21 protein-coding genes and 1 pseudogene are annotated in these 26096 nt (G+C 39.8%); 13 read left to right on the top strand and 9 right to left on the bottom strand.

Going from position 1 to position 26096, the window contains the following annotated elements:
- Window positions 1–553 precede the first annotated feature (553 nt).
- Window positions 554–1084 (top strand): REP-associated tyrosine transposase, encoded by a 531-nt coding sequence (locus DPX34_RS19095; protein ID WP_111980035.1) that lies wholly within the window; start codon window positions 554–556, stop codon window positions 1082–1084.
- A gap of 288 nt (window positions 1085–1372) precedes the next feature.
- Here the strand turns inward: DPX34_RS19095 and DPX34_RS22435 are convergent, their stop codons facing one another.
- From DPX34_RS22435 to DPX34_RS19075, 3 genes are all read right to left on the bottom strand, one after another.
- Entirely contained in the window at window positions 1373–5014 is a 3642-nt protein-coding gene (locus DPX34_RS22435; RefSeq protein WP_111980033.1) for a thrombospondin type 3 repeat-containing protein, read from the bottom strand.
- A gap of 1149 nt (window positions 5015–6163) precedes the next feature.
- Window positions 6164–6697, bottom strand: coding sequence for a DUF3750 domain-containing protein (locus DPX34_RS19080; RefSeq protein WP_232824808.1), 534 nt, complete (start codon window positions 6695–6697; stop codon window positions 6164–6166).
- A gap of 315 nt (window positions 6698–7012) precedes the next feature.
- Window positions 7013–7885 carry a hypothetical protein gene (locus DPX34_RS19075; protein WP_111980031.1) on the bottom strand — a complete coding sequence of 291 codons (873 nt, stop codon included), beginning with the start codon at window positions 7883–7885 and terminating at the stop codon, window positions 7013–7015.
- Window positions 7886–8311: 426 nt separating this feature from the next.
- On the opposite strand from DPX34_RS19075, the gene DPX34_RS19070 reads away from it, so the two are divergent.
- From DPX34_RS19070 to DPX34_RS19055, 4 genes are all read left to right on the top strand, one after another.
- A complete protein-coding gene (locus DPX34_RS19070) occupies window positions 8312–9466 on the top strand; it encodes a mandelate racemase/muconate lactonizing enzyme family protein (RefSeq protein ID WP_111980030.1) in 1155 nt (384 codons plus the stop codon).
- Between the two features lie 84 nt (window positions 9467–9550).
- The gene (locus tag DPX34_RS19065; protein ID WP_111980029.1) at window positions 9551–10888 is read left to right on the top strand and encodes an MFS transporter; all 1338 of its coding nucleotides are present in this window, start codon (window positions 9551–9553) and stop codon (window positions 10886–10888) included.
- 3 nt (window positions 10889–10891) lie between these two features.
- Window positions 10892–11551 (top strand): bifunctional 4-hydroxy-2-oxoglutarate aldolase/2-dehydro-3-deoxy-phosphogluconate aldolase, encoded by a 660-nt coding sequence (locus DPX34_RS19060; protein ID WP_111980028.1) that lies wholly within the window; start codon window positions 10892–10894, stop codon window positions 11549–11551.
- Window positions 11552–11553: 2 nt separating this feature from the next.
- Window positions 11554–12666, top strand: coding sequence for an SMP-30/gluconolactonase/LRE family protein (locus DPX34_RS19055; RefSeq protein ID WP_232824806.1), 1113 nt, complete (start codon window positions 11554–11556; stop codon window positions 12664–12666).
- Window positions 12667–12766: 100 nt separating this feature from the next.
- Here DPX34_RS19055 and DPX34_RS19050 read toward each other — a convergent pair whose 3' ends face one another.
- Window positions 12767–14329, bottom strand: a complete 1563-nt coding sequence (locus DPX34_RS19050) for a tryptophan halogenase family protein (protein ID WP_111980027.1) — start codon at window positions 14327–14329, stop codon at window positions 12767–12769.
- A 249-nt stretch (window positions 14330–14578) separates the two neighbouring features.
- Window positions 14579–17440, bottom strand: coding sequence for a TonB-dependent receptor (locus DPX34_RS19045; protein WP_111980026.1), 2862 nt, complete (start codon window positions 17438–17440; stop codon window positions 14579–14581).
- A 328-nt stretch (window positions 17441–17768) separates the two neighbouring features.
- Between DPX34_RS19045 and DPX34_RS19040 the strand changes: the two genes are divergently transcribed.
- The 6 genes from DPX34_RS19040 (at window position 17769) to DPX34_RS19015 (ending at window position 21758) form a co-directional block, all read left to right on the top strand.
- On the top strand, window positions 17769–18431 hold the full coding sequence (locus DPX34_RS19040; protein WP_111980025.1) for a GntR family transcriptional regulator: 663 nt from the start codon (window positions 17769–17771) through the stop codon (window positions 18429–18431).
- Window positions 18432–18524: 93 nt separating this feature from the next.
- Window positions 18525–19412 carry a 2-dehydro-3-deoxygalactonokinase gene (locus DPX34_RS19035; protein ID WP_111980024.1) on the top strand — a complete coding sequence of 296 codons (888 nt, stop codon included), beginning with the start codon at window positions 18525–18527 and terminating at the stop codon, window positions 19410–19412.
- A 346-nt stretch (window positions 19413–19758) separates the two neighbouring features.
- A complete protein-coding gene (locus DPX34_RS19030) occupies window positions 19759–20049 on the top strand; it encodes a hypothetical protein (protein WP_111980023.1) in 291 nt (96 codons plus the stop codon).
- A 528-nt stretch (window positions 20050–20577) separates the two neighbouring features.
- Window positions 20578–20832 (top strand): type II toxin-antitoxin system Phd/YefM family antitoxin, encoded by a 255-nt coding sequence (locus tag DPX34_RS19025; RefSeq protein ID WP_111980022.1) that lies wholly within the window; start codon window positions 20578–20580, stop codon window positions 20830–20832.
- Window positions 20825–21085, top strand: a complete 261-nt coding sequence (locus DPX34_RS19020) for a Txe/YoeB family addiction module toxin (RefSeq protein ID WP_111980021.1) — start codon at window positions 20825–20827, stop codon at window positions 21083–21085. The genes DPX34_RS19025 and DPX34_RS19020 overlap by 8 nt, the downstream gene beginning before the upstream one ends.
- A 367-nt stretch (window positions 21086–21452) precedes the next feature.
- A complete protein-coding gene (locus DPX34_RS19015) occupies window positions 21453–21758 on the top strand; it encodes a hypothetical protein (protein ID WP_111980036.1) in 306 nt (101 codons plus the stop codon).
- Window positions 21759–21952: 194 nt separating this feature from the next.
- On the opposite strand, the gene DPX34_RS19010 is transcribed toward DPX34_RS19015, so the two are convergent.
- Window positions 21953–22507, bottom strand: coding sequence for a hypothetical protein (locus DPX34_RS19010; RefSeq protein WP_157964796.1), 555 nt, complete (start codon window positions 22505–22507; stop codon window positions 21953–21955).
- Between the two features lie 390 nt (window positions 22508–22897).
- Between DPX34_RS19010 and DPX34_RS19005 the strand changes: the two genes are divergently transcribed.
- Window positions 22898–23179, top strand: a complete 282-nt coding sequence (locus tag DPX34_RS19005) for a hypothetical protein (protein WP_157964795.1) — start codon at window positions 22898–22900, stop codon at window positions 23177–23179.
- Window positions 23180–23556: 377 nt separating this feature from the next.
- A complete protein-coding gene (locus tag DPX34_RS19000; protein ID WP_157964794.1) occupies window positions 23557–23928 on the top strand; it encodes a hypothetical protein in 372 nt (123 codons plus the stop codon).
- Between the two features lie 165 nt (window positions 23929–24093).
- Here the strand turns inward: DPX34_RS19000 and DPX34_RS22360 are convergent.
- From DPX34_RS22360 to DPX34_RS18985, 3 genes and pseudogenes are all read right to left on the bottom strand, one after another.
- Window positions 24094–24384: pseudogene (locus DPX34_RS22360) on the bottom strand (type II toxin-antitoxin system RelE/ParE family toxin).
- On the bottom strand, window positions 24377–24598 hold the full coding sequence (locus DPX34_RS18990) for a TA system antitoxin ParD family protein (RefSeq protein ID WP_111980017.1): 222 nt from the start codon (window positions 24596–24598) through the stop codon (window positions 24377–24379). The pseudogene DPX34_RS22360 and the gene DPX34_RS18990 overlap by 8 nt, the downstream one beginning before the upstream one ends.
- Window positions 24599–24715: 117 nt before the next feature.
- On the bottom strand, window positions 24716–25606 hold the full coding sequence (locus tag DPX34_RS18985; protein WP_111980016.1) for a dienelactone hydrolase family protein: 891 nt from the start codon (window positions 25604–25606) through the stop codon (window positions 24716–24718).
- Window positions 25607–26096: the final 490 nt, after the last annotated feature.

Genomic DNA, 26096 nt, shown 5'->3' with positions numbered 1-26096 from the left:
GAGCGTATGTAGGTTGGTGCTGAGGGACGAAGCCCAACGTCACGCAGGGTGTATTAAAATGGCTTGGTTTTGTGGTTGATCTCTTGTCGCTGGGAATGTTGGGCTTCATGCTTCAGCCCAACATCACGCAGGGTGCATTAAAAAGGCATTGGTTTTGTGGTTGGTCCCTTGTCGCTGGGCATGTTGGGCTTCATAATTCAGCCCAACCTACGTAGGACGAGCTTAATGTTCGAGCGTATGTAGGTTGGTGCTGAGGGACGAAGCCCAACGTCACGCAGGGTGCATTAAAAAGGCATTGGTTTTGTGGTTGGTCCCTTGTCGTTGGGCATGTTGGGCTTCATACTTCAGCCCAACCTACGTAGGACGAGCTTAATGTTCGAGCGTATGTAGGTTGGTGCTGAGGGACGAAGCCCAACGTCACGCAGGGTGTATTAAAATGGCATTGGTTTTGTGGTTGGTCCCTTGTCGTTTTGCGAAGGTTGGGCTTCATACTTCAGCCCAACCTTCGCAAAACGTGATCAACGTTATATTATTAAATTGATAAGGATATCGAATGCGCTACCGGCGGATAAAAATAAATGGCGGCTTATACTTTTTCACTGTGGTGTTAGCCAATCGCGAACAAACCCTGCTAACCGACAATATCAATTTGTTACGCAATGCATTTCGTTACACCAAGGCGAATCATCCTTTTGATATTATCGGCAGTGTTATTTTACCTGAGCATTTGCATGTGATTTGGCAATTGCCGGAAGGTGATCATGATTATTCAATGCGCTGGTCTTTGATTAAAGGTTATTTTTCGCGGCATTTAGCTCAACAGAGTCGCGAAGCTTTAAACCCCAGCCGAGTTAATAAACGCGAGCGTGGTATTTGGCAGCATCATATTAGTGATGAGCGAGATTTAGCTCAGCATATTGATTATATTCATTACAACCCAGTTAAGCATGGCTACGTTAGCAAAGCAGTTGATTGGCCGTTTTCGTCTATTCATCAATTTATTGAACGGGGTGAAGCCGATAAAAATTGGGGTGGTGATATTGAGCAAGTCACTGGCAGTAATGCGCGTAAATTTGGTGAATGATATTTATTTTATGTAGGTTGGTGCTGAGGGACGAAGCCCAACATCACGCAGGGTGTATTAAAATGGCTTGGTTTTGTGTTTGGTTTCTTGTCGCTGGGCATGTTGGGCTTCATGCTTCAGCCCAACCTACGTACTTTAATAAGTTATCTAGGACATATATTGCACCGCCAATGTGTGAAGTGACTTGGGTATATACAAAAAAGCCTCTTGTTGATTATGCTCACCAGTTTAACTGATAAGCACAACCTCCAAAAGGCTGATTAATTTAAGCAATAATAGATCTATAAATTAATGACCTAACTCAAGAATGCCCCATACTTCTAGGTTGTTAACCGGTAGCGTAACATCTCCATCAGCGTTTGTTGCAAGCGTTAAGCTTGTGCTGGTGCCATCTGGTAAATGCAGTGTGGCTGACGTTACCGCTTTAGGGAAGTAGCTTTGTGGAATAGCGACTTCAACATTGTTAAGTGTTGGTGTTACGCCATCAACAAACGGACGATTCACTAAATGAACCACATACGGTGCATCAACATCGGTCTCGTGAATGCGTGATACCCCCGATACAACTTCGTTAGAAACCACATCATTAATACTGACTGTTAGTATTGTATCTTTGTAGTTATTACGTTGACCAAAATGCCTAACCTTATCGCCCTGCGCGTCTAATACCGCTTTTTGTTCAGTCGTTAAGTATTTTTTATCGGCATCCGTGAAGATCACGTCGTACTTATCAAAGTCTTCAGCACGCGGTACAACAGGGTGACCGGCATCACCAAACACTAACATGTCGAAGTTGATGTTATCTTCTGTAAAGTTTTTCACACTGATTTGCATTTGATTACCACCGTCAATAAAGCCTGCTTTCATTGATGAGTACATAGCGTGAACAAGACCGACTTTAGCATAAGAGGTGTAGTTATCTAACAAGCTCGCTTTTGCTCGAACAAATTGATAAATGTCGCGATAGTTATCAGCGCCCGGAGACCAAACACCCTCGTCACCTATCCACACATTAGCCGGAATAGAGAATAATCCACCATAAGCATAAGCTTGTGCGACCCAACCACGACCAAATCGTGGTGCATTTTGCGCTTTAAGCTCGGCAAATTCCCAAGGATATGGGAAATAAGCTAATGTTTTACCCACGGCTTGCGCCCCTTTTAAGTGAGCAAGAATGTTAGTGGGTAATTGCTCAATTGTTGTTTTTGCCCCTAGATTCAGCTCGCCCGCTAAGAAGGTAATGTTCTCGTTAAAAATATAGCCACGTGATTCAAATAAATGCGCGCTGGCACCAATTTCAATCTCAGGGCGTTGCTGACGAATATAGGTTAATACTTCGCCAAATTTTTGATTCCAAACATCACGATTAAAGTAGATAAAGTCTTCAACCATCGGAATATCACCGGTGATCTTATCCGCGCCATTTTTGAAGGTATTATGGTTGAAACCAGCATCAATTAAATGCTGTTTGTAGCTAAAGGTATTGATATCCGTGATACCCATCGCTTCTAGCTCGGTGTTGCTGTACTTTTTATCTAACCAGATACGAAAGTTAGCCATTGCGTATTCATTAAAATCGCCACCAAAAGTCCGCATATCGGTTGTACGGGTAGAACTGGTTTGCGTATCAAACATTAAGCGCTCTGGGTTAGCTTTTAATATTTGGTCTACCTGTGATTTCATAAACGGTACAAATGCGGGGCTATGATTACTCAACCAGTTGTTATTAAAACCGCCATAGCTGTGGTAACCCATAAAGGTCATTCTGACATAAGTATCGTCTAAGGTACGCACATAATGTGGTTCAGGGTTAATGGCGTATTCTGTAAACCACCGGAAGCCCCAATCAAATTCTCCACGAGCGGTGTATTCAATACCCTCATTTTGGAAGTTTGAAACTAACTCGGTCCAGTCAACAATGGTGGTGTCATCATAAAAATCATGCTCTGGTGGATGTCCCCAAAATGCACCGGTTGCTCCAAAGTCATCGTAACCCGCCATACGACTATTTTGTGGGTAGGTATACCAAACATCTGATTTTAATACTTGTTTAGCCGCCGGTATTTGAATTGGCTTACTCAAATGCATTACGTCAGTTTTAGGGCCTTCAATATCGGCAACAACATGAGCGCTTGGATCATAAGGTGCAACCGGCGCCGCTGTATAATCACCAATGCGGTTAAGTCGTACTTTGTCTCCACTCCACTGCCAATCTGAACCACCGTAAGCTTGTACTCGTAAATCATAAGTGCCCGCGGTTTCTACGGCAAAGTGTCCTCCGGCTAACCCAAATTCTTTAGATACATCCCAGCTACCCGTAGAGGCCATATAACCATAAGCTACAGGCCAATCGTTAAGCATAATACGAGCACCATAACTCCCTTCTTTTTCTACTGCGATCGTAATGTAAGCTTGATAAACACCGGGCTCGGTAAAGGTAACTTTATAATCACCATAATCGCCGTTTGTAACAAAACTAACGCCTGTGGCCGTTGCTTTAAAACCAGGCACATTGTCGCCACCCACTTTATTACGCGCGCCCGTGCCAACAAATGTTTCTAGCTCAACAATAATGTCATCTTTTTGCCCAGCGTTAGGATCACCAATTGCTTCGCCAGCTGCGGTAAAAATATTTTCGCTTAATTTTGAAGGGTGAACAAAGTTTGTGCCACCATCAACATCAATACCAAAGCCAAGGTTGTCACCTACTGCGCCACTGCCACCATCCGCATTACCTAATCTAAGTTCAAAAGTATGGATACCCGGTGTTAAATTTAAATCGTCTGTTGACGATGGGTCGGCCCAGCTATCATTAGACAGCACAAGGTTACCATCGATATACAAACGCACTGAGTCATCAAGGTGTTCTGAGAATGAAATATGTCCATCGGCATCCGTAATAAAACCGGTGTAAATCTCGGTTGTATCACCGCCAATTGTATCTTCGGTTTCCATTAAATCGGTTGTACGAAGCCAATTAGGGTTTGCATCTGTTTCGTTCATCGCGCCCGCGACTTCACCATATAACAAACCAGCACTGCTTACGATTTCACAACCAGTTGCATCAACTGTTGCGCCTGCAGGGGTATTAGCGCATTGGTCGGCGGTGTCATTAACGCCATCGTTGTCTGCATCGGCAACCACAACCACTTTACAACCCGTTGCATCTACCGTTGTACCGGCTGCCGTATTAGCACACTGATCGAGCGTGTCTGCAACACCATCATTATCCGTATCGGTATTAACCACAACTGCACAACCGGTCGCATCTACGCTAGTACCAGCTGGGGTGTTAGCGCATTGGTCAGCGGTATCATTAACGCCATCGTTATCTGTATCTGTTACTACAACAACCGCACAACCAGTCGCATTTACACTAGCGCCAGCGGGGGTATTAGCGCATTGGTCAACGGTGTCGTTAACGCCATCGTTATCTGTATCGGTTACCACAACCACCGCACAACCGGTCGCATCTACGCTAGTACCAGCTGGGGTGTTAGCGCATTGGTCAGCGGTATCATTAACGCCATCGTTATCTGTATCGGTAACCACCACAACCGCACAACCGGTTGCATCTACGCTGGTGCCTGCTGGTGTATTAGCGCATTGATCAGCGGTATCATTAACGCCGTCGTTATCTGTATCAGTTACTACAACCACCGCACAGCCGGTCGTATCTACGCTGGTGCCTGCTGGTGTATTAGCGCATTGGTCTAGCGCGTCGTTCACGCCATCGTTATCCGTATCTAAAATAACGATAACTTCACAACCCATAGCGTCAACGTTAGTGTCTGCGGGGGTATTTAAACATTGATCAACATCATCAAGCACACCATCGCTGTCTTTATCTGTCTGTGAATCTTCACAGGCTGATAATAATGAAACAGCAGCACACATAATCAGCCACGTTCGATATTTTTTGTACATCATAATTCCTTGTTTATTGTTTTTGTCAGCACTTGATTAGCTTCAATTTCACTTCGATGCTTGAGTCTTTATATTCAAAAATGAAGCTATTAAATCAACACTTTGATAATTATTGTTCTTTGCTTTTATGGGTCGTGTAGACCTTTTATATAAACGTACATTTAATCTCATATTTAAACGCAATTTGCATCAAACGCTATCATGATTTTGTTTACCATTCAAAATTAATTGTTAACAATTCAATCAATAAAAATTTACATTAATAACAAAAAAAACAGTGACGAAACGATGGATTTAAATATAAAAGAGGTAGGCGTTATTTACTAAACACTCACGGGAGTGATCAGGTTATAAAAATAGTAAAATGGAATATTTTTTAAATATACACATTTTATAAACGAATAAATTAACAATCTATCTTGCTTTAAAGCAGCGAAAAAATCTTATTAGATCATAAATAGAAAGGGATGCAAGCGTCTGTATATATACAAAAGATAAAATATTGAATAGCGTATTAAAATATAAAAAGTGATTAAATAAACAATCAGCGCCGTAAAAGTAGCAGCGAATAAACCACAGATAATGAGCGTATTGTGATCGTTTAGTTAAACTAATCACGCATCTTTAATCGCACATTTAAAAGCCATAAATTTATATATGACGTTAAATAAACCTAGCTATTATGACTTTATTTGATTTTAACATTTTCCTCATTTAGATTTAATTTGATGCTAAATGAGACTAAACTAGATAGTTAAATACGTAATTAACAGTCAATTATAAGTTTAAACACTTAGGGATATCGCTATTATTAGTCGCTAATTAAGATGCTAAAAAAGACGTCAAAAACGCGCATTTAGGGTAAACAATGTCTTAAACAGCCCAGGTTAAAAGCGCGATTGTAAATGGATGTATAGTCAAAGCGATCGGGTTTTAGGGAAAGCCGTCAAAGCTACCGCGTCCTGCTCTCGCCCCTTACCTGCATCCATGCAGGCAAGCTTCGAGACGCCATGAGCATATGCTTTACTATGTGATTAGGGCCGCCTAAATGGATTTAGGTGTTAGAACGACGCAGGAGCCAAAGTCGAGAGTAAGCACTGACAATGAACCATAAAACCTGAGCGAGAAGACTATATACCCAAGTTGGGTTATTTAATCCTCGCCAGCAGTATCAGCATAACCACTGCCTAAAGCACTAAAAGGCATGTCTAACCCTAATTCAGGTACTTGTAAACCAACCCACGCAGGAAAGGTATTACTGTTAGGTCCAGGAAACAAAGTGTATTCACTCTTCCAAGGATATTGCGCAATAGCGTGCTTAATCTTAGGAATTAATAATGCTGCTTTTGGCCCTTGCACAGAGAGTATTTTTTCTGGCTTCGCGCCAAACCAATATCGATCAGGTGTTTCTGTTTTGTATTCTCGTAAAGCAGAGCGCCCTCGATCAACCCCCCACCCCATCACTTCATATACGGTGTATTTATCGGCATTTTGTTCTTTAATAGCAATCCAAGTATGCACGGCAAACCAACCACGCCAGCTAAATGCATCCGCAGCATAAAACTCAATCACAGCTTGTTTTTCTACCATAGGTTTTGGCGCAATGCCGGCGGGTTCTCGGCTTGCGGTACGCCAATTAGTACTTTTACAAGCCGTAATAGTAACGATGACCAAGGTTATCAACATGATTTTGATTAGCTTATTGCACATTAGATTGATCACTCTCTTATCGCTCTCTTATCGTTTAATTTTCTTTATACCTTATATACCCAAGTCACTTGGGTATATACCGCGTTACACTTTAAAACGGCACGCTTAAATATGGCCTAGTTTATCTATCTCGGTTAGTTTTAAACACCCACGAACCATGCAGGAAAGTAACATGTAAACCATTGATTTAATTCGACATTAGATAAGTTAATCGACTATACATTGATAACTGTACTCGATACCTCTTTCTGGCTAGAGCCTTTCATCTCGTCCACGCTCTTTGGGCGTTTCTTAGATAGCCTGTCTTCGATGAGCTTTTTTCTTAGATAGCCTGTCCTCGATGAGCTTCGCTTTTGGCTCAAAAATGGCCATATTTTCCACCTCAAATTCGCCCCCTGCACGGATTGTGGCAATATCTTGTTTTGCTCTTTCGGGTAGCTCAGGGTCTGAAAGCACACCATTCACTTCTTGAGTAAATTTGAGTTGCAGCGGATCGCATTCTTCTGGGTTTGCTAAATTCCAATCGACTCTTTTAACAAAACCATCAAAACCTAACAATCTAAAATAACCTAATTTAAGTGCATCATGCCAATAGGGAATTCTTCGCAACGCCAAACTGTGCGGGTTTATCTCAGCATTTTCAGCGTATATAACATGCTCAATTGTTGCAATAGAGCAATTAAATTGTCGCTTAGCAAAATAACTAAACTCTTCATCCGATAAGTTTGGATAATCCTCTCGAACAAAACGATGCTTAAAAAAGCGTTGATAAAATAAATCTTCCCAACCATCAAAAAAACTGACGCTGCTACCATCGTGTTTAAACATGTGTTCGCTTGAGCGAGTGTGTTGCGCACCCGCCATTTGAGATTGAACAAAGTGTTGCATATTTTTAATTTGTTGCTTACGCCTTGGATCACCTCGATAATCTTCGACGATATTTTCAAGTAGCTCCTCCGACGGTTCGGGGTGTAGCCAAAATTCAAAAAACGGTTTTGCATGTGCATAGCTATGCGGACGAAATTGCCCGGTTAAAAAGTAATCCTTTAAAAAACCAATTTCTTTTGGGACTATCTGTAACTGTTGCAGGCGGCTGCGCATTTCTTTCCATTTACCTTTACGTGCTTTTACCCATCGTTTGTCGTCTAATTTCCAGGCACTCATATCCACTCCAAAATTGTTTTTATCTTTAATAATTCGTTTGCATTAATGTTTGAATAGCATCTTTATCAAAACCATCAAATAACTTATTTAACACCTCGTCAGATGCTTCAACCAACAATCAACAATCAACATGATTTGGATTAGCTTATTGCACATTAGATTGATCACTCTCTTATCGCTCTCTTATCGCTCTCTTATCGTTTAATTTTCTTTATACCTTATATACCCAAGTCACTTGGGTATATACCGCGTTACACTTTAAAACGGCACGCTTAAATATGGCCTAGTTTATCTAATTTAACTTTTTATATGCAAATCACGTCAATGGACTGACATCTTCAATGAATAAAAATATAAATATTGTGTGCAATTTATACATAACAAAGTGTAATATACTTAAATGTTAACAATATACGAGTGTAATAAATGAAGATCACTAACATAAAAGCATACGGCTTTTGGGCCGGGTTTCGCAATGTTTGCTTAGTCAAAGTAGAAACAGACCAAGGCATTTATGGTTGGGGAGAGTCAGGCTTATCGGGTCGCGAGCAAGCGGTTATCGGTGCGGTTACACATTTTAGAGAGTTTTTAATTGGCAAAGATCCAACAAATATGGGCGCACTTTGGCAAGAAATGTATCGCAGCCAATATTTTGAAGGGGGTCGAGTGCTCGCTGCCGCCATTGCAGCCATCGATATTGCCTTGCATGACCTTGTGGCTAAAAGCCTTAATATTCCGGTATACAAACTCTTAGGCGGCAAACAGCGCAATAGCATTCCTTTATTTGCGACAACCGTTGTCCCGTTAGGCCCAGAATTAGTAGATGATGTACTTCGATTAAAAAACCAAGGTTGGAAAGTTATTAGAGCAACAACCGGCCAACACGGAAATCAAGAACAGTCTGAGTTATTTGATCCCCGAACATCAATCGCGAATGCAGCCACATGGTTAACAAAAGCCAGAGAAGCACTGGGTAGCGAAATCACATTTGGTATTGATTATCATCACAGGTTAACGGTTCCTGAAACCCTATCGCTCATACAACGTATGCCTGAAGGCACGTTAGATTTTATTGAAGAACCGATTAGGGCTGAATCACCACAAGCCTATAAATCATTAAAAGACCGCTGTAATGTGCCTTTAGCTATTGGCGAAGAATTTACGAGTAAATGGGATTTTGCTCCTTTTGTTGAAAACGCGATAACCGATTTTGGTCGCATCGACATTTGTAACGCAGGTGGTTTTACCGAGGCCATGAAAATAGCCGCGTTATGTGAATTACATTACATCGATATGATGCCACATAATCCTTTAAGTCCAATTTGCACTGCCGCCTCAATACATTTTTGTGCGGCTATTAATAACCTATCATGGTTAGAGCTCGCGCCTTACGATGGTGACACAACTGATTTTGATCAGTTTTTTATTAATCGCCCGTTAATAAAAAACAACGCGTTTGTTGTTGAAGAAACCATCGGCCTAGGTATCGATGTTAACGAAGAGCTGATAAAAGACCTTGATTTTAAATTTTGGGAGCCACCCAGATTACACAAACCCGATCAGTCTTACTGTAATTGGTGATCTTAGGGTGCAATGCTGCATAAAAATTAAAAATAAAAAATAAAAAATAAAAAATAAAAACAATGAATAAAAACAGAGGTTAACATGATAAGTAACGTATTAGGTGTTGGTGAAAAACCCACTAAAAAACGATTTCAGGTACTCACACTTATTTTTATCAGTGTGGTTATTAATTACATGGATCGAACGAACATTTCGGTAGCCGCATCCGCGTTAACCGAAGAGCTATCACTCACAAGTGTGCAAATGGGGCTTATTTTTTCGGCGTTTGGTTGGACCTATTCTATTTTACAAATACCCGGCGGCTTAACCGTCGATTTAGTTAAAATACGCATACTTTATCCGTTTATATTAACCGCGTGGTCAATCGCCACATTAGTTCAAGGTTTTATTAGCTCATTTTCGGCATTAATTGGTTGTCGGATGGTGATTGGCGTTTTTGAAGCCCCGTCATACCCCTGTAACAATAAAATTGTGACGTCTTGGTTTCCTGAGAATGAACGCGCCTCTGCCATCGCGGTTTACACATCAGGTCAATTTATTGGGCTTGCTTTTTTAATGCCGGTATTGGCGTTAATTCAGAGTTATTTTGGCTGGCGTGGATTATTTATTATATCTGGCATCATTGGTATTGTTTGGGCTGCAATTTGGTATATTTTTTATCGTGATCCACACGATCACCCCAGCATTAATAAAGCCGAGCTTAAATTAATACAAGGTGAAGAACACACAGCCAAATCGTTAAGCCAAGAAAAAGACTCGCCTGTTGTTGATATCCCCCAAAAAATCACTAAGCAAGATTTTGCTACCGTATTCTCAAGCAAGAAGCTCTGGGGCATCTATATAGGTCAATACTGCTTAGGTGGCACGTTGATGTTCTTCTTAACGTGGTTTCCAACCTATTTAGTTGAATACCGCGGATTAGACTTTATTAAATCAGGTTTTTTAGCTTCATTGCCTTTTTTAGCTGCTTTTTGTGGCGTTTTAGTTTCGGGCTTTACCTCAGATTTTTTAGTCAAAAAAGGCATTTCAAAAGAAGTCGCTCGTAAAGCGCCCATTATTTTTGGCATGTTTTTAACCATTTTTATTGTGGGTGCAAATTACACTGACGATACATTTTGGGTTATTACCTTTTTGTCTATCGCCTTTTTTGGCAATGGCTTGTCATCAATCGCTTGGGTGTTTGTTTCATTGTTAGCGCCTAAACATTTAGTGGGTTTAGTCGGTGGTTGTTTTAATTCAATCGGCGGTTTAGCGGCGGTAACCGTGCCAATTATTATTGGCTTTTTAGTTAAAGATGGCGACTTTAAACCAGCCCTCCTCTTTATTGCTTGCCTTGCCGCGATTGGTTCGTGCGCCTATTTGTTTTTAGTTGGCAAAATTGAACAAGTGCCAACTCAACCTGTTATTAAATCGGAATAAACCATGCCATTAACTCAACAACATTTACAAAGTGTCGACAGAATCGCTAAAAGTCGGCTCGTTGCCATCATTCGTTTAAATAATAAAGAAGACGTAGCAGGCGTTATAGCGTGCTTAGTCGCCGGTGGAATTACCACCTTAGAAGTGACCGCTAATACCCCCGGTTATTGTGAAGCAATAGCAGAAGCACGTGCAAAATACCCTAATGTGTTAGTAGGTGCTGGCACGATCACCAATACTGAACGGGCACAACAGGCCATTGATGCCGGAGCGCAATTTATTGTGACACCCAATACTGAAGCCAGCGTTATCACATTAGCGCATGCGCACAATTTACCGGTATTAATGGGAGCCCTAACCCCCACTGATATCGCAAAAGCCATTAGTTTAAAAGCAGACTTTATTAAGATATTTCCAGCGGGTGCGTTTGGTATTAAATACTTTAAAGATATTCAAGGTCCGTTTTCTGATGTGCCTTTTATGCCGGTTGGCGGCGTTAATATTAATAATATTGCACAGTGGTTTGAAGCAGGTGCGATAGGGGTAGGCGTGGGTAACGATTTAACGCAAGCCGTAAACACCCAACAAGAAAAAAACGATTTGATTCAACATGTCAAAAACTATCTCAGTAAGATACCAAACACAAATCAAAAAGAAGCTTAATAATGAAAAGTATGATGACTATATTTATCAAACATCGGTGTACACAAGCGTTATCAACCCGTACCCTATGGGCAGGTATAAGTTTTGTATTACTCAGCCTGTCGGGTTGTTCTATCACCAAAACCGAACACACCACCTCAACGCATGAAGCCTCAAACGTAGCTGATTTTAAGCCCTACGTTGAGATATATGACGCCGAAGCTCAACCTTATTTAGCGCAAAACGCGGCAATAAAAACATTAGGTCAAGGCTATATTTGGACCGAAGGCCCAGTTTGGATCAACAAAGACGAGGCTTCAAAAAAGAGTGGGTATTTACTTTTTTCAGATATACCCAACAACACAATAATGAAATACACACCCAACCACCCCGTTGAGCTTTATTTAGAAAAATCAGGTGCAACCCAGTTATACGAAGGTGATTACAGCCAAGGTTCAAACGGCCTATTATTGTCGCCGACTGGCAAACTGGTTTTGTTGCAACAAGGCGATAGACGCGTCGCATTAATGGACGCCGATTTAAGCCAACCACAAAGTCGGTTTAAAACCTTAGCGAGTCATTACGAAAATAAGCGATTAAACAGCCCAAACGATGCGGTTTATCATGCCGATGGTAGTTTATATTTTACCGATCCGCCTTATGGGTTAGCAAAGGGCTTAAACGACAAACGTAAAGCGCTATCGTATCAAGGTATATACCGTATATCGCCAACCGGAAAACTTGAATTACTCGACAGCAGCGTGAACTTTCCGAATGGTATAGGCTTGTCTTTAGATCAAAAAACCTTATTTGTTGCGGTATCCGATCAACAGCATCCTAGATGGTTAGCTTATGATGTTCAAGATGATGGTTCGGTTAGCAATAAACGCATCCTGATTGATGCACGTAAACCAGTACACCAAGGCGATAAAGGCATGCCCGATGGCATGGTTTTGCATTCAAGTGGCAACCTGTTTATGACGGGCCCCGGCGGTGTATGGTTTGTTACACCAAAGGGCAAAGTATTGGCAAAAATTTACACCGGTAAACTCACCGCCAACTGCACCTTATCAGCCGATGAAAAAACACTATATTTAACCGCGCATGACACCTTAATGAGTGTGCAACTCAAATAACAACCATAACAACTCCACCCAGTGGTTTAAAACCACTGGGGTTTCTTTAACTTCTTCTTTAACTTCTTCTTTAATTTCTTCTTTAATTTCTTCTTTAAATTCAGGTTATATTGAATAATTGCTGTATTAACGCGCGATGATCGGGCAACTGCTTTAGCAAATTGCCTGTTTGCGTTTGTACATCGTTATAATGTGCAACCGCGATCTGCTCTTGCTGCAAAGAAGGCGTAAATCCGTGCATTTGAGTTTTAAACTGCATGCCCGTTAATATGTATTGATAACTCGCCGACGGGAAAACTTCTACTTGCTCAAAGTCATGATGCCATGGGGGTTGGTGTTGCCAAACAGCCAGCCTGTTTTTTAAACTTTCAGGAATTGATTTTTCATCTTGGTTATCTTGCCAAAATGCACTATCCGTTCGTTGACTCAATACATAATGTAACTTTAAAAAGTCGATAACACTCTGCCAGCGATGTAAAAAAAGGGCATTAAATTTTTGTGCAACAAGCGTCATCGCCTGTCGATTAACCGGCAGCTGCTCAGCTATCATTTTAGCGCTAAGTTCAACAAGCGCTAAAGAGGATGCTTCTAGCGGCTCAACAAAACCCGCAGATAACCCCACCGCAACGCAGTTGTTTTTCCAAAATAATGCACGATGCCCTGGCTCAAATCTAATTTTACGAATATCGAGTGCTTTAATATCAAGATTTGGACAGTCCAGTGTTTGTAAATAATTGATCAGCTCTTGTTTAGCTTGTATTTCGCTCACATATTCACTGGCATAAACATGGCCGATACCTCGGCGGTTTTGTAATGTAATATCCCATATCCACCCAGCTGATTGTGCAGTAGAAAACGTCGTTGAAGCAATAGTATCAGTCGGGTTTGTGGGTACATGCACAGCTAATGCAGAATCGATAAAAAGGGTTTCTTTTTGTGATATAAACGGAACCTTTAAATGCCCCCCAATTAACAACGCCTTTTGTCCGGTGCAATCAATAAATAAATCCGCACCAATATCGCCGTGATCTTTTGTTGTAACCGATTTAATATCGCCTTCATATACATTATCGCTAACAATCGAATTAATCTGTATTACATCATCAATAATATGTTTTACAGCCAATTTATTAATGCAATGGTCTTTTAAGAACGCTGAAAACGCACCTGCATCTAAGTGATACCCGTAATTGCAATACCCTGCGAATTCGGGCGAAGTGGCTAATTTAGGTGCCAAGGCATGCTGACAAACAACGGGTTGAGGACAAACTAACTCAGCAAAAGGCATGCTGCGATCATTATGCATCCAATGCCAGGCTAGATTCGTTTTTATAAAATCAGCAGGCAAAGAAAACGGATGATAATAACAATCTTGTTTTATCCCTTTTAGCCAGCCCACAAATGTTGAGCCTTGCTTAAATGTTGCATTACATTGACGAATAAAATCGTATTCTGATATGCCCATATTAGCCAATGTACTACGCATTGTTGGCCACGTACCCTCTCCAACACCAATGGTTGGAATATGGGGTGATTCAATAACCGTAATGTTAACGTGATCAGCACCATATTTACGCGTTATTGTCGCGGCTAAAGTACCGGCGGTGATCCAACCCGCGGTTCCACCACCGACTATCACAATGTTTTGTAATTGATGGGTCATTAATTACCTACCTAAATATAGTCAAAGCGATCGGGTTTTAGGGGAAGCCGTCAAGCTTCGAGACCCCATGAGCATATGCTCTACTATGTGATTGGGGCGAGTAAGCGCTGACAATGAACCATAAAACCTGAACGAGAAGACTATAACATAAAAAAATAGCCATAAAAAAAAGAGGCTGCTATTTAAAAATAGCAGCCTGCAAGAGCAACATAAGCGGGGATATTAATTTTTCACTTAAAAAATGAAGTGTTAAAACTTAGCTCTTAAACCCAACGAGTAACGACTACCAAAATCTTCAGCCGCTAAAAATTGATTTTTGAATCGACCATGGCGACGAGTCGTTTCTTCCGTGACATTTAAACCATCAAGTGAAAGCGACAAGTTATCGTTTATTTCATAACTCACGCTAAAATCAAGTTGGCCATAAGCTTCGGTAAACTGGGGTTCACCGCTACTGTGGAATTGATTCGTATTAAGTAAAAAATCATCTCGCCAGTTATAAGCAATACGGACTTGAAAACCATCTTTGTCATAAAAACCGACAACATTAGCTGAGTCACTTAACCCTGTTAAAGCAACGGTTTGTTCAAATGAATAAATATCATATTCAACGCTGCCATCAACTAGGGTGTAGTTAATTTGCCCACCAAAGCCTGTTTCACCAATTAAATGCTGAACTGCAACCTCAAAACCATCAATTTTTGCATCTTCAAGGTTTTGAGGAATAGTCACTTCAAAATCAATGATAGGATCAGAGCTGATCGCCGTACAATCAACCGTTTGAGTCGCATCAGGACAACCCGGTCGAGGGTTAGCAGACGGATCACGCAATGGGTTACCATTGGCATCATTAATGCTTCTTAGCCCCGTTGTTGTACCAATGAAGTTTTTAACATCTTTATTAAAATACCCAACTGAAACATAACTCCCTTCGTCGTAATACCATTCTAACGATAAGTCGATATTGCGCGAGCTATAAGGCTGTAAGTTAGGATCACCTTGTGTCGCATTAAAGGGGCCACCAGGGCGAGTATTGGTTATATTAGTGGCAGGGGCAATAGAGGTAACATCACTGCGGGTCAGTGTTTTACTATAAGAGAAACGCGCAATAACATCATCCGTTAATTCAATATTGACATCTAGGTTAGGCAAAATGTCTGAATAGCCCCCCGTCAGGGTATCAATCGTTGCACCGCCGTTTTCAGGATAAACTTCACGTATTTCTTCAACCGACAAATACGCTAAATTTATCGGTAATGTAGCCGTAGAAGAAGCGGTAACATCCGTATTTTCATAACGTAAACCCAAATTAATATTCACCGGCATATTATTAACTTCAGTCACTAAATCAGCTGAAATATAAGCCGACAACGTATCTTCATTAACATTGTCTGTCGTAACGGGGTTTTCGGCTACAAAATTACCAGCGGTTACCGCGGCATTAACCATTTTAGGGTTAACATTAAATTGCTGAGCAAATAAAGTATCACCCCCACTAAAGTTACTGCCAATGGTTGATGGTGTAAATGAGATCCCCAACTTATTCATATCGAGATCACCATATAAAAAGTCAAAACCAAAACGCTTTGCCGTATCAAATTGATAATCAGTATTACCCAGTCCAACCGTAATATTGCTTAATATGCCATCGTTAGGGTTAACCCACTTACCGCTAAACTCCCATTGTTTAATCGTATTTTTTATCGCGTGCCCACGTAATACAACCACGTCACCATCAATATGCGCTGTCGAATAAGGGTTATAATCGCTAGGAATAGGGCCTGGTGCATTCTCACCCTCTAATGTTGTCGTTTTGATTGCCGTAACTGAGGGTACATCAGCATGGCCAAAATCGAGGCCAATATCAACGTAACGTGCATCGGGTGGTGTACTAATAACAGAGGTGAATTCACTAATCTCGCCACCCGGTTGAGTTTCAGAAGTAGATTGATGCGTATCAAATGTAAAGCCAATAGAATCGGTCGCTTGCCACTGAACATTAAAACCTAAAGAGTCATTTTCGGTTTCGACTAATTGGTGAGTTGCCGTAAAGTTTAACCGATGGTTATTATGACGAGGATTAACAACCGTGCCATTTGCATCAGCTTGCCCTACGGTATTAGCATCTGAATCAAACCAAAATCCGGTAAGTACACGGTTAACCGATTCGTCAAAGCGTGACATAGTGTAGTCAAGCGCCATCTTTAAATCGTCATTAGGGGCAAGCTCAACAACCAATTGCGCATTATCTCTTTTACGCTCGTGGTCGCCATATTCAACTGCAAAATTTCGCGGAACCCAAAAATTGCCATCTGGGTTATTTGGGTTAGTAATGCCACTTGCATCAATACTTGTGTAAACAGCTCCGGTATCTGAAAGCCAACCATCATTAACAACGGCTTCTTTACGGCTGTCACGTTCAGAGTGAGCATACGCAGCCAAAACCCCTAATTTCCCATCCAAGAAAACATCACTATATAACCCCGAAAATTCAGGTGTGATATCGCTCCCATTTACGTTACTGGTGTCCATAATCGCTTTAACACCGGCCGTTAACTTACGTTCACCTAGGGTTAAAGGCTTTGCCGTATTTAGATTTACCGTTGCGCCGATACCACCGCTGGTCACATTTGCTTTACCGGTTTTATAAATATCGACCCCCGACACGACTTCAGCCGCAATATGCTGAAAATTAAAAGCGCGGTTAATGCCAACATCTGTTGATAAGGTAGAAGATGTAGGCATCGCTCGTCCATTTAATGTAACCATATTAAATGTTGGACCAAAACCACGAACCGACACTTGATTACCTTCATTGTTTGATCGATCAATCGACACACCCGATATCCGCTGTAGCGACTCAGCTAAATTAGTATCTGGAAATTTACCAATATCTTCCGCCGTAATGGCATCAACAACACCACTTGAGCCACGTTTAATATTTGAAGCGCTAATCAATGAACTCCGTAACCCAACAACACTGATAGTTTCAGTTTCATTAGCACTTTCTTCTGCTTTTATTTCAGCATACGCTGACGGTGCGCTTAAGGTAATCATAGCAACCGCCATCGCTACTTTATTGCGCTTAAACACGTTGTTAAATTTATCCATGCTCTTCCCCATATGAAATTTTATAATAGTTTTATTTAAGTTATTTACTCATTGTTAACAGTCATCATACAATTAACAACCGCAATATTGCACACAATCCATAAACGATCAATATTCAATTTATTAAAATTAAATCATCTAAATTAAAAATATAATGTGTTTTAGTTTGTTTTTAATGGTTTATTAAAATAGGATAAGAGAAGACTCTGTAGCAATAAAACCATTACGTGTGCCATAAACTGTGCGAATGGGCTCATTCCTCACATTTTATCTTTGATAAGATATGGTATGATCTAGCTTAATTAGATGACGATAAAGAGTTCGATAAATGAGCGCAGACCAGACTAAAGAATTACAATCACCCTTATTCTCAGATGACACCTCGTTATATACTCGTATTATTCGAGATATTTCGAATGGTGAATTTAAAGCAGGTGACAGGCTGGTTACAACTCAGTTAGCGACGCGTTACGATGTGAGCGTTAACCCGATTAGAGAAGCCTTAAAGCAATTACAAGGTGAAGGTTTTGTTACTTCAAACCCTAATAGTGGCTCACGTGTTACGCAATTTGAAAACAAAACAATGCGTGATGTTTTTGAAATTTTACAATTACTTGATCCTTATCTGATGGAATGGTTTGTTTTAGAACACGATAAAAAAGACCTTGATACGCTGCTTAGCATCATGCATAAAATGGAAAATTTACCAGAAGATGATCATGTATCGTTTAGAAATTTAGACACGCAATTTCATTGGTATATGTACAGCAAACACTACAACAAAAGCGCGATAGAACTGTGGTGCCAAAAACGTTTAGTGTTACAAATCATGCATGCCAATTTGCCGATCAGAGCTTCACGGGTAAGCAAAAGCTTAAGCGAACATAAAGAAATGCTAACCGCCATTAAAGCGCGGGATTTAGATAAATCAATCGATATTTTAAAAAAGCATATTTCAAATAGTGGCGATTATTGGTCTAAATATTTTTAACCAACACATTAATGGTTATTAATACAGGCATGAGTCTCCGCGTTTAAGCGCTTAGCTTATCCTTTATTAATTTAATGCATTAAAGCCAAATAAATGAATAAAACAGACAAAAACAACTACCTGATCATTGATTGGGGCACGAGTAATTTTCGTGCCTTTTTAATGAGCGCAGACCACCAATTAATTCAAACCCACCAAGAAAGCATGGGCTTGCTGCAAGTTAAAAACAATAACTTTGCCCATGCACTACAAACTATTTTACAACATTGGTTAATCGATTATGCAACATTGCCCGTTTATATGGCGGGCATGGTTGGCAGTGCTAACGGCTGGCACAACATTGACTACATACAAACCCCAACTAATGCTCAAAAATTAAAACAAGGCGCCTACTCATTTACTTTACCTTGGGGAGCCGCCGCGGTAATAACACCGGGGGTTAAACATTCACTCAACCCTGCATCATTTGATGTGATGCGCGGTGAAGAGGTTCAAATTTTAGGCCTGAGCAAACTCACCCATCAAAACAACTATATGGCTATTTTACCCGGTACACATAGCAAACATGTCACGGTTGAAAATGGGCAAATCATTGATTTAAAAACCTACATGACAGGCGAGCTGTTCGCGATTATCACACAGCACTCTATTTTAGGAAAAAACCTACCACCACAACAAACATCAGAGCAGATGTTTTTAAAAGGCGTTATGCAAAGTACAGCCGGCGAACTAACCCATCTGTTATTTTTAGCGCGCACGCATTTACTGTTTAACAACATAAATGACGAGCATATACATGAATTTATCTCTGGCCTACTTATTGGCCATGAATTACAAAACATTAAAGGTGAATTAATGCATTTTGTAGGCGGTGAATCACTTTGTCAGCGCTACCTAGCGGCCAGTAACGCGTTAAGTATTAAGGCCAAAATGGTTGATGGCGATACGTGTTTTTTAAACGGAATGGCACAGCTTATTTAGCCGCTGCCATAAATGAACACTCTGCTCTATGGGTGTTCATCGTTAAATCGTTACATCGTTACATCGTTACAGTACGAGTAATAGCCTACAGACTCATATCTTCAATACTAAAACCTTATCTTTTGCCTATTGTATATACAGCTCAGTGTACTTGCGCCCCTATTCAAGAAAATGCGCAAGTTGCGCATTTTTATCGTAGATAAACTTTTTATCTGCAAATAAACAATATAAATAGCAATGTGTTAGCGTATTTGTTAAAAATAAAAAAGTATGAAAATACGCGCGGATTGGGCAGAAAAATGCGCAAATCGCGCATGATTAAGCGTTATATGCCATGGAGATTTAGGTGAAAATTCAAATAAAATCATTTTCTTCGCACCAATCGAGTAAGATCATAGCACTTACATTTTTTGTTTTAATGTTACCGTTTAGCGTTATCAGTATTTTGTTTTTCTTCTTGGCTCCAGAAGTTGGAACGTCTAATGGCGATACAATGCCTAGCTTTCCGTTTTTGTTTTTTGCATTCGCTCCTATATTTTATGGCGTTATGTTTTATTTAATGCAGCGTTTATTCTTTTTTGTTTATAATCGTTTAGCTAAAAAGTTTGGTGGCTTTGAATTTGAAACATCAGAGTAAATTGGCATATAATCGGGTAGCCGGAGGTATCTAGCCTCCAGCCCCCACAACACCCTGCATGCGGCCCCGCACAGGGCGTTTCATTTAGGATGATGAAGCGCTATCCAACCATCGCGCAGTGAATATAACCCTTCAGATTTCAGGCACACTCATGCGGGACAGGCACTAATAAACCCGGTCTTGGTTCCCCTATTCAATAAAATGCGCAAATCGCGCATGATTAAGCGTTATGAATCTATCGGGGACAGGCACTCATAAACCTATGATTTATTTAATTTTAAGTCTTTACTTAGGATGCTAACGCTACCTGTCTCGCACGATTTTCAAAGTGCAGTTTCAACTGAGATAACAATCCGAAAAGAAGTAAAAACCATCTCAGCAGACATCAATAAGCCTATGCACAAACTACGTGTGAATGAATACTAAATATTAGTTGCCTTTCACGTTTATGAGTTGTCCTTTATATTGCACATGTATAATTAATTCGTTAGACTTGTCTTATTAAACGTACAACTACTGAGGTGCTTTATGCGTATAGTATCGTTCACTGAAGCTCGAAATGGGCTTAAATCTGTTTTGGATCATGTCGTCAATGACGTGGATTATACCGTTATAACACGCAGAGACGCAGAAGATGCCGTTGTAATGTCGCTAGAACATTACAATAGTTTAATGGAAACGGTTCATTTATTAAAATCACCAGCTAACGCTGCGCATTTATCAAAATCCATAGAGCAATATAATTCAGGTAAATTGCAATGCCGAGAGCTCGTAGATGACTAGGCAACTTGCATGGACAGATGAAGCTTGGAATGATTATGTTTATTGGCAAGGACAAGATAAAAAGACGTTAAAACGTGTTAATAAGTTAATTAGTGATTGTAAGCGTTCACCATTTGAAGGTATTGGTAAGCCTGAGCCATTAAAGGAGAACTTGTCAGGCTTTTGGTCTAGGCGAATAGATGAAACCAATCGCCTTGTGTATGCTGTATCAGATCCATATTTAACAATAATATCATGTCGATATCACTACTAGCCTAAGCGGCAACTCATCGGGTAGCCAAGGGTATGTTAACCTCACCAAGATCATGCAGGACAGGCACAAATAAACCCTGTATTGGTTCCCCTATTCAATAAAATGCTCAAGTTGCGCATTTTATGGTAGATAAGTTATTTATCTGCAAATAAACAATATAAATAGCAATGTATTAGCGTATTTGTTAACAATACAACAAGTATAAAAATACGCGCGGATTGAGCAGAAAAATACGCAAATCGCGCATGATTAAGCGTTATATGCCTAGGAGGGAATCGTGCATATTGCCATAAGTTTTAAAACTTCAAAGTTTAATGTTTCAAATGAAAATAAGAATCCCATAAATCCGATTTATGGCGAATCATTATTGAAATGGTTAAAGTTAGAACTTAATTCAACTCACGAAATAACAGAACCTGATGCGGAAGATTGGGGGTGGTATAGCAACATTACATGGAATGAACGTGAGTACATGCTTGGTGCTTCAACCTTCTATAAAGACGGAGATGATCCAAACTCTGAATTAGAGTGGATTTTTCAAATAGATAAGCAACGTTCATTTATAGAGAAGTTACTCGGTAAAGAGAAAATATCTCGCAGTGATGAATGCGTATTGTTTTTCAAATCAAAGCTAGAAGCAGAGTCAGATATTAATTCTGTCGCGTTTGAGTAATCGGCATATAATCAGGTAGCCAAGGGTATGTAACCCTCAGCCCACAACAGTTGTCTTTGATAAATGAGTTAGTCGTCCATTCAGGACAGGCACTCATAAACCTATGATTTATTTAATTTTAAGTCTTGATTTTGGGTGTGCGCGGATTGAGCATAAAATGCGCAAATAGGTTTATTGTGCCAGTCCTACATAGCTCACAATAAAGTGTATTCGATTTGATAATTAACATATAAATTTTCTTGTGCAGGTAAAACCGGGTACATTTTCTCAACGTCAAAGTAATAGGCTTTTTCAAATAAACTCGGTATAGGCTCTCCTTTACTGTCTAACCTAATGATGCCTCTGCTTATGCCATAGGAATAGGGAAACTCCATTTTGTAGGAATTCGACTTTAATCCATCTGAGCTGTCAAAGTTGCTTATATAAAAATAAATAGCGGTTTCCCCGCTATAAGGGTCCAAGACATAATTAGCTAATTGATTGCAGCTGGGATCCGAATAAAACTGCCGTGTTGCTTTGAAAGTTGTATCTGTAAACTCCAATGTTTCTTTAACGTATAAATCGATATCAATTATCTTTGGTTCTATAGGATCTTTAAAATACTCGTCAGTTGTAAGAAAACAATTCGAACCCCATTTTCCTATTGGGTTCTGATATTGTTCTGAGTAATCGGTATAAGTATCTTTATCATCAGAATCGCCGCAGCTGGCTAGAGAGAGTAGCAACAAATAAATCACGGTATTTTTCAAATTAAACTCCATTTAAACATAACGAGGGGGCAATAAAATCCTGCGCTCCATTATTTTTGATTTGAGTTTACTCTTAATATGCCTGTTAATAAACATTGAACAAAAACTATCTGGGACGGCAGCTCTAAGAAAAGATAGATTGAACTGATCTTGGCTACATTGTGTTTGATAATTAGTTAGTTGATCACGTTATTGCTTAAAGTACAATCTTACCTTAATACTATCGAGGACAGTCTATCTAAGAACCTTAATGAGCATTGGACGGTGACAAATGCAGAAGACATTTATAGGGCGTACAAAGGGCTACCATTGAGGATCAACTATGATAATTAGAATTATTTTTTAACTATATTTAGTCACATGTTCATAGCATCATGCTGTGCAGGTACAGTGGATTTAATATTTAAGATAAATAATGAACAAAAGGTTAAAAAAGTTACTGAACTCTTGCCGAATTCTAGTGCTTTTAGTCATAACAACTTTAAAAATGCCAAGCTTCAGTTTAAACTTTTTTTGGATAATACGGGGGAGGTAGTGTTTTTTCATGAAGCTAGTGATTTGAATCACCCTTATAGTAGAGAAGCGGTTAAGTTAATAAAGAAAAATATTGATAAGTATATAAGCGAAGAAAAATACATTGTTGTTATCGTAAACTTTGAAATGGAAAACTAGAAAACTATCGGGTAGGAGCACTCATGCAGCAGGCACTAATAAACCCGGTCTTGGTTCCCCTATTCAATTAAATGCGCAAATCGTGCATTTTTATCGTTGATATATTGTTTATCTGCAAATAAACAATATAAATAGCAATGTGTTAGTAATTTACTGGGCCGCCACAAATAAATCTCTCACCTGAAATAGCTAATCAGCATAAATACCCTCAAAAAATACGGTAAATAAGATTGAAGCGACTGACAAACTCAGATACTGTTTAACGCAATTAAAAATAACAATAAATACGAGTTATTCTACAAGCTCGTTATGTATCTATGAGAATATTCAATAAAATATTGTTACCAGTATTACTGCTACCAAATGTTAGTGAAGCGATGTCAAACCAAGAATCGCTTTATGCTAATTACAGTGAAATATGTCAACCTGAAATAAAAGAGTTTCACGAAAGTTTAAAGCCAGGATTCACGTACATTATCAATAAAACCGCATTCCTAGAAATGATGAATATGGTAAAGGTTAGAAAAGCCATGCTTGATGAAGGCTCTACAAATGCAATAAAAGTATTGGATGAACTTATTATTGAACAAATAAAATTTGTAGTTGAATTTCCTTTAATTCGTATGTGGAAAGGCGATTACCGGAAATTAATAGAGCACTTTAGATCACACCCGTTAACTACAAATTTAGACGACAATAAACACATTACCCAAAAACTAGAAGAAATGTTAATAAGCACCGATACATAATCGGGTAGCCAAGGGTATGTTAACCTCACCCACAACAGTTGCCTTTGATAAATGAGTTAGTTAATAGAAGAGCTTATTGATGCCTGATCCACACGACGTATCTACCCGCTCAACAAATGTTCCATTCACACAAACGACGAGTGAATGAATACTAAATGTTATCACTCAAAATAACGTTTTGGCATCTCTGTAAAAGTTTTCGTGAGTTCCCAAGGTCATTAACTCAAGAACTAAAGCCCCATCTTCAAAGCTGTAGCCAAGTATAGTTAATTGCTCCACCATTTTGAATTTATAAACTCGCATAAATGACAAGTCACCTTTCTTTTGCTCGCCTAATAAAAGATCTTACATTAATTCTTTTACTGCCTTATCAAGATCAGCCTTTTGATTATTGTGAAGCTTTTTGACCGACTTTTTAAAACTGGGAGTTTGTAGAACCTTAATTTGGCTAGCCAAAATTATATGCCTCAAGCTTTCCTGCTTCTTTTTCCGCTTTAGCAATAATAACTTGTTTTACAAACTCATATGGCAGGTCTGGATTATCTTCCATCATTTCACCAATTTTTGCCCAATGTTCAATTTGTTTCGGAGGCGTACGATTAAGCGCCTTTGCCATAATTGTAGCTTTTTCAACTAACTCTTTGTTTAATCTAATACTTGCTGTAGCCATGATAACACTCCTGTTGCTTATAACATTACTGTAGCGTGTTGCTACATATGTGCCAACACGCTACTTTGTTACCTTACTATAGGCACAAGTGACCTACAGCTAAGTCATACTCGAAAGTTAAACAGGCCCTAGTGTTTTATTAAAAAAGGCTAAAGTGCGCTGCCAAGCCAGATCGGCACTTTTTTGATCGTATCGGCTTGTTGAATCGTTATGAAAACCATGATGAGCATTTTTATACATATGCATTTGATACGGAACATCGTAGGTTTTTAAATCTTGCTCATATTCTGGCCACGATTTATTCACGCGTTGATCAAGCTCACCCAATTGAATTAACAAAGGGGCTTTAATGTTTTTGCGTAATTCAGGTTTCGCTGGGGTTCCGTAAAAAGGCACACCCGCAGCCAATAAATCAGTCGATACAGCCGCTAAAAAATTAACCATATAACCACCAAAGCAAAAACCAACTGCGCCAAGTTTGCCATTACTGTGTTGATGCGTTTTTAAAAATTGCGCGGCGGCAATAAAGTCTTGTTCTATTTTAGCGCGATCGAGTGTGCGTTGCATGGCTCTGCCATCATCGTCATTACCCGGATAGCCCCCTAACGGAAATAGCGCATCTGGTGCAAATGCAATAAACCCCGCTTTGGCTAAACGCCGTGCAACATCTTTAATATAAGGATTGAGTCCACGATTTTCGTGAATAACTAATACAACAGGCCGTTTACCGGTTTGTTGGGTTGGCGTAACTAAATAGCCGTTGCCTTTACCGTGGCCTAAGGGTGAATCAAACGTGGCATAAGTGGCTTTAATATCGCTATCGTTAAATGAAACTTGCTCGGCTAAGGCATAATTAGGTAATAAGGCCGAAGTGAGCAACGTCATTGAATACCCTAACGCCGCCAATGAACCTAATTTTTTCATAAACGTTCTTCTGTCTATGCCGCCATGTGCATATTCATCGTACCAATCAAAGGCTTCTTGCGGAATGTTATTTTTATTTGTCATGACACTCTCTTAAATTAATGATTAGGATCTGGTTAAGAGTATTAGTTAATTTGGCTTAAATACCAAGTAAAAAAGGGGGGTTAAAACACGCAAACAATTTTCATATTAAAAGCTCCCGCCCCAGAACTTGAATGTACATGTAGACCGGTTTAGCGCCGTTAGCGCGTAAGCCGGATAAACTCCAATCAAGGGTAAAAATTCCCTTTGTCATCTTGCATAGGGCATATCAAACACGGCGTATCAAACAGGTGGCTTACGCTTCGCTAAACCACCCTACAAAATCCATTTAACCTATTCATACAGCCCTAAAAACTATCATTATTTTCGTAGGGTGCCGTGAACTTGCGAACCGTACCTTAATAACGATTCAACCAACCTCCCTTGCTTATTTAACTTGCAACTCTGTTCTTATGATTAATTGCACTATGTAACCTGCCTGCTGAACGCCTTGTTGTTTTAGCCTGTTTTTTAACTTTTTTGTCACAGTGAT

This window comes from Algibacillus agarilyticus (assembly GCF_003286125.1).
GTDB lineage: Bacteria > Pseudomonadota > Gammaproteobacteria > Enterobacterales > Alteromonadaceae > Algibacillus > Algibacillus agarilyticus.
Note: the sequence above shows the minus strand (reverse complement) of the source record. Positions and strands in the feature narration are given on the sequence as shown.

What these genes read in the sequence shown, in the direction of transcription:
- DPX34_RS19095 (WP_111980035.1), top strand. Translation starts at nt 554, where the DNA reads ATGCGCTACCGGCGGATAAAAATAAATGGCGGCTTATACTTTTTCACT.
- DPX34_RS22435 (WP_111980033.1), bottom strand. Translation starts at nt 5,014, where the DNA reads ATGATGTACAAAAAATATCGAACGTGGCTGATTATGTGTGCTGCTGTT.
- DPX34_RS19080 (WP_232824808.1), bottom strand. Translation starts at nt 6,697, where the DNA reads ATGTTGATAACCTTGGTCATCGTTACTATTACGGCTTGTAAAAGTACT.
- DPX34_RS19075 (WP_111980031.1), bottom strand. Translation starts at nt 7,885, where the DNA reads ATGAGTGCCTGGAAATTAGACGACAAACGATGGGTAAAAGCACGTAAA.
- DPX34_RS19070 (WP_111980030.1), top strand. Translation starts at nt 8,312, where the DNA reads ATGAAGATCACTAACATAAAAGCATACGGCTTTTGGGCCGGGTTTCGC.
- DPX34_RS19065 (WP_111980029.1), top strand. Translation starts at nt 9,551, where the DNA reads ATGATAAGTAACGTATTAGGTGTTGGTGAAAAACCCACTAAAAAACGA.
- DPX34_RS19060 (WP_111980028.1), top strand. Translation starts at nt 10,892, where the DNA reads ATGCCATTAACTCAACAACATTTACAAAGTGTCGACAGAATCGCTAAA.
- DPX34_RS19055 (WP_232824806.1), top strand. Translation starts at nt 11,554, where the DNA reads ATGAAAAGTATGATGACTATATTTATCAAACATCGGTGTACACAAGCG.
- DPX34_RS19050 (WP_111980027.1), bottom strand. Translation starts at nt 14,329, where the DNA reads ATGACCCATCAATTACAAAACATTGTGATAGTCGGTGGTGGAACCGCG.
- DPX34_RS19045 (WP_111980026.1), bottom strand. Translation starts at nt 17,440, where the DNA reads ATGGATAAATTTAACAACGTGTTTAAGCGCAATAAAGTAGCGATGGCG.
- DPX34_RS19040 (WP_111980025.1), top strand. Translation starts at nt 17,769, where the DNA reads ATGAGCGCAGACCAGACTAAAGAATTACAATCACCCTTATTCTCAGAT.
- DPX34_RS19035 (WP_111980024.1), top strand. Translation starts at nt 18,525, where the DNA reads ATGAATAAAACAGACAAAAACAACTACCTGATCATTGATTGGGGCACG.
- DPX34_RS19025 (WP_111980022.1), top strand. Translation starts at nt 20,578, where the DNA reads ATGCGTATAGTATCGTTCACTGAAGCTCGAAATGGGCTTAAATCTGTT.
- DPX34_RS19020 (WP_111980021.1), top strand. Translation starts at nt 20,825, where the DNA reads ATGACTAGGCAACTTGCATGGACAGATGAAGCTTGGAATGATTATGTT.
- DPX34_RS19000 (WP_157964794.1), top strand. Translation starts at nt 23,557, where the DNA reads ATGTCAAACCAAGAATCGCTTTATGCTAATTACAGTGAAATATGTCAA.
- DPX34_RS18990 (WP_111980017.1), bottom strand. Translation starts at nt 24,598, where the DNA reads ATGGCTACAGCAAGTATTAGATTAAACAAAGAGTTAGTTGAAAAAGCT.
- DPX34_RS18985 (WP_111980016.1), bottom strand. Translation starts at nt 25,606, where the DNA reads ATGACAAATAAAAATAACATTCCGCAAGAAGCCTTTGATTGGTACGAT.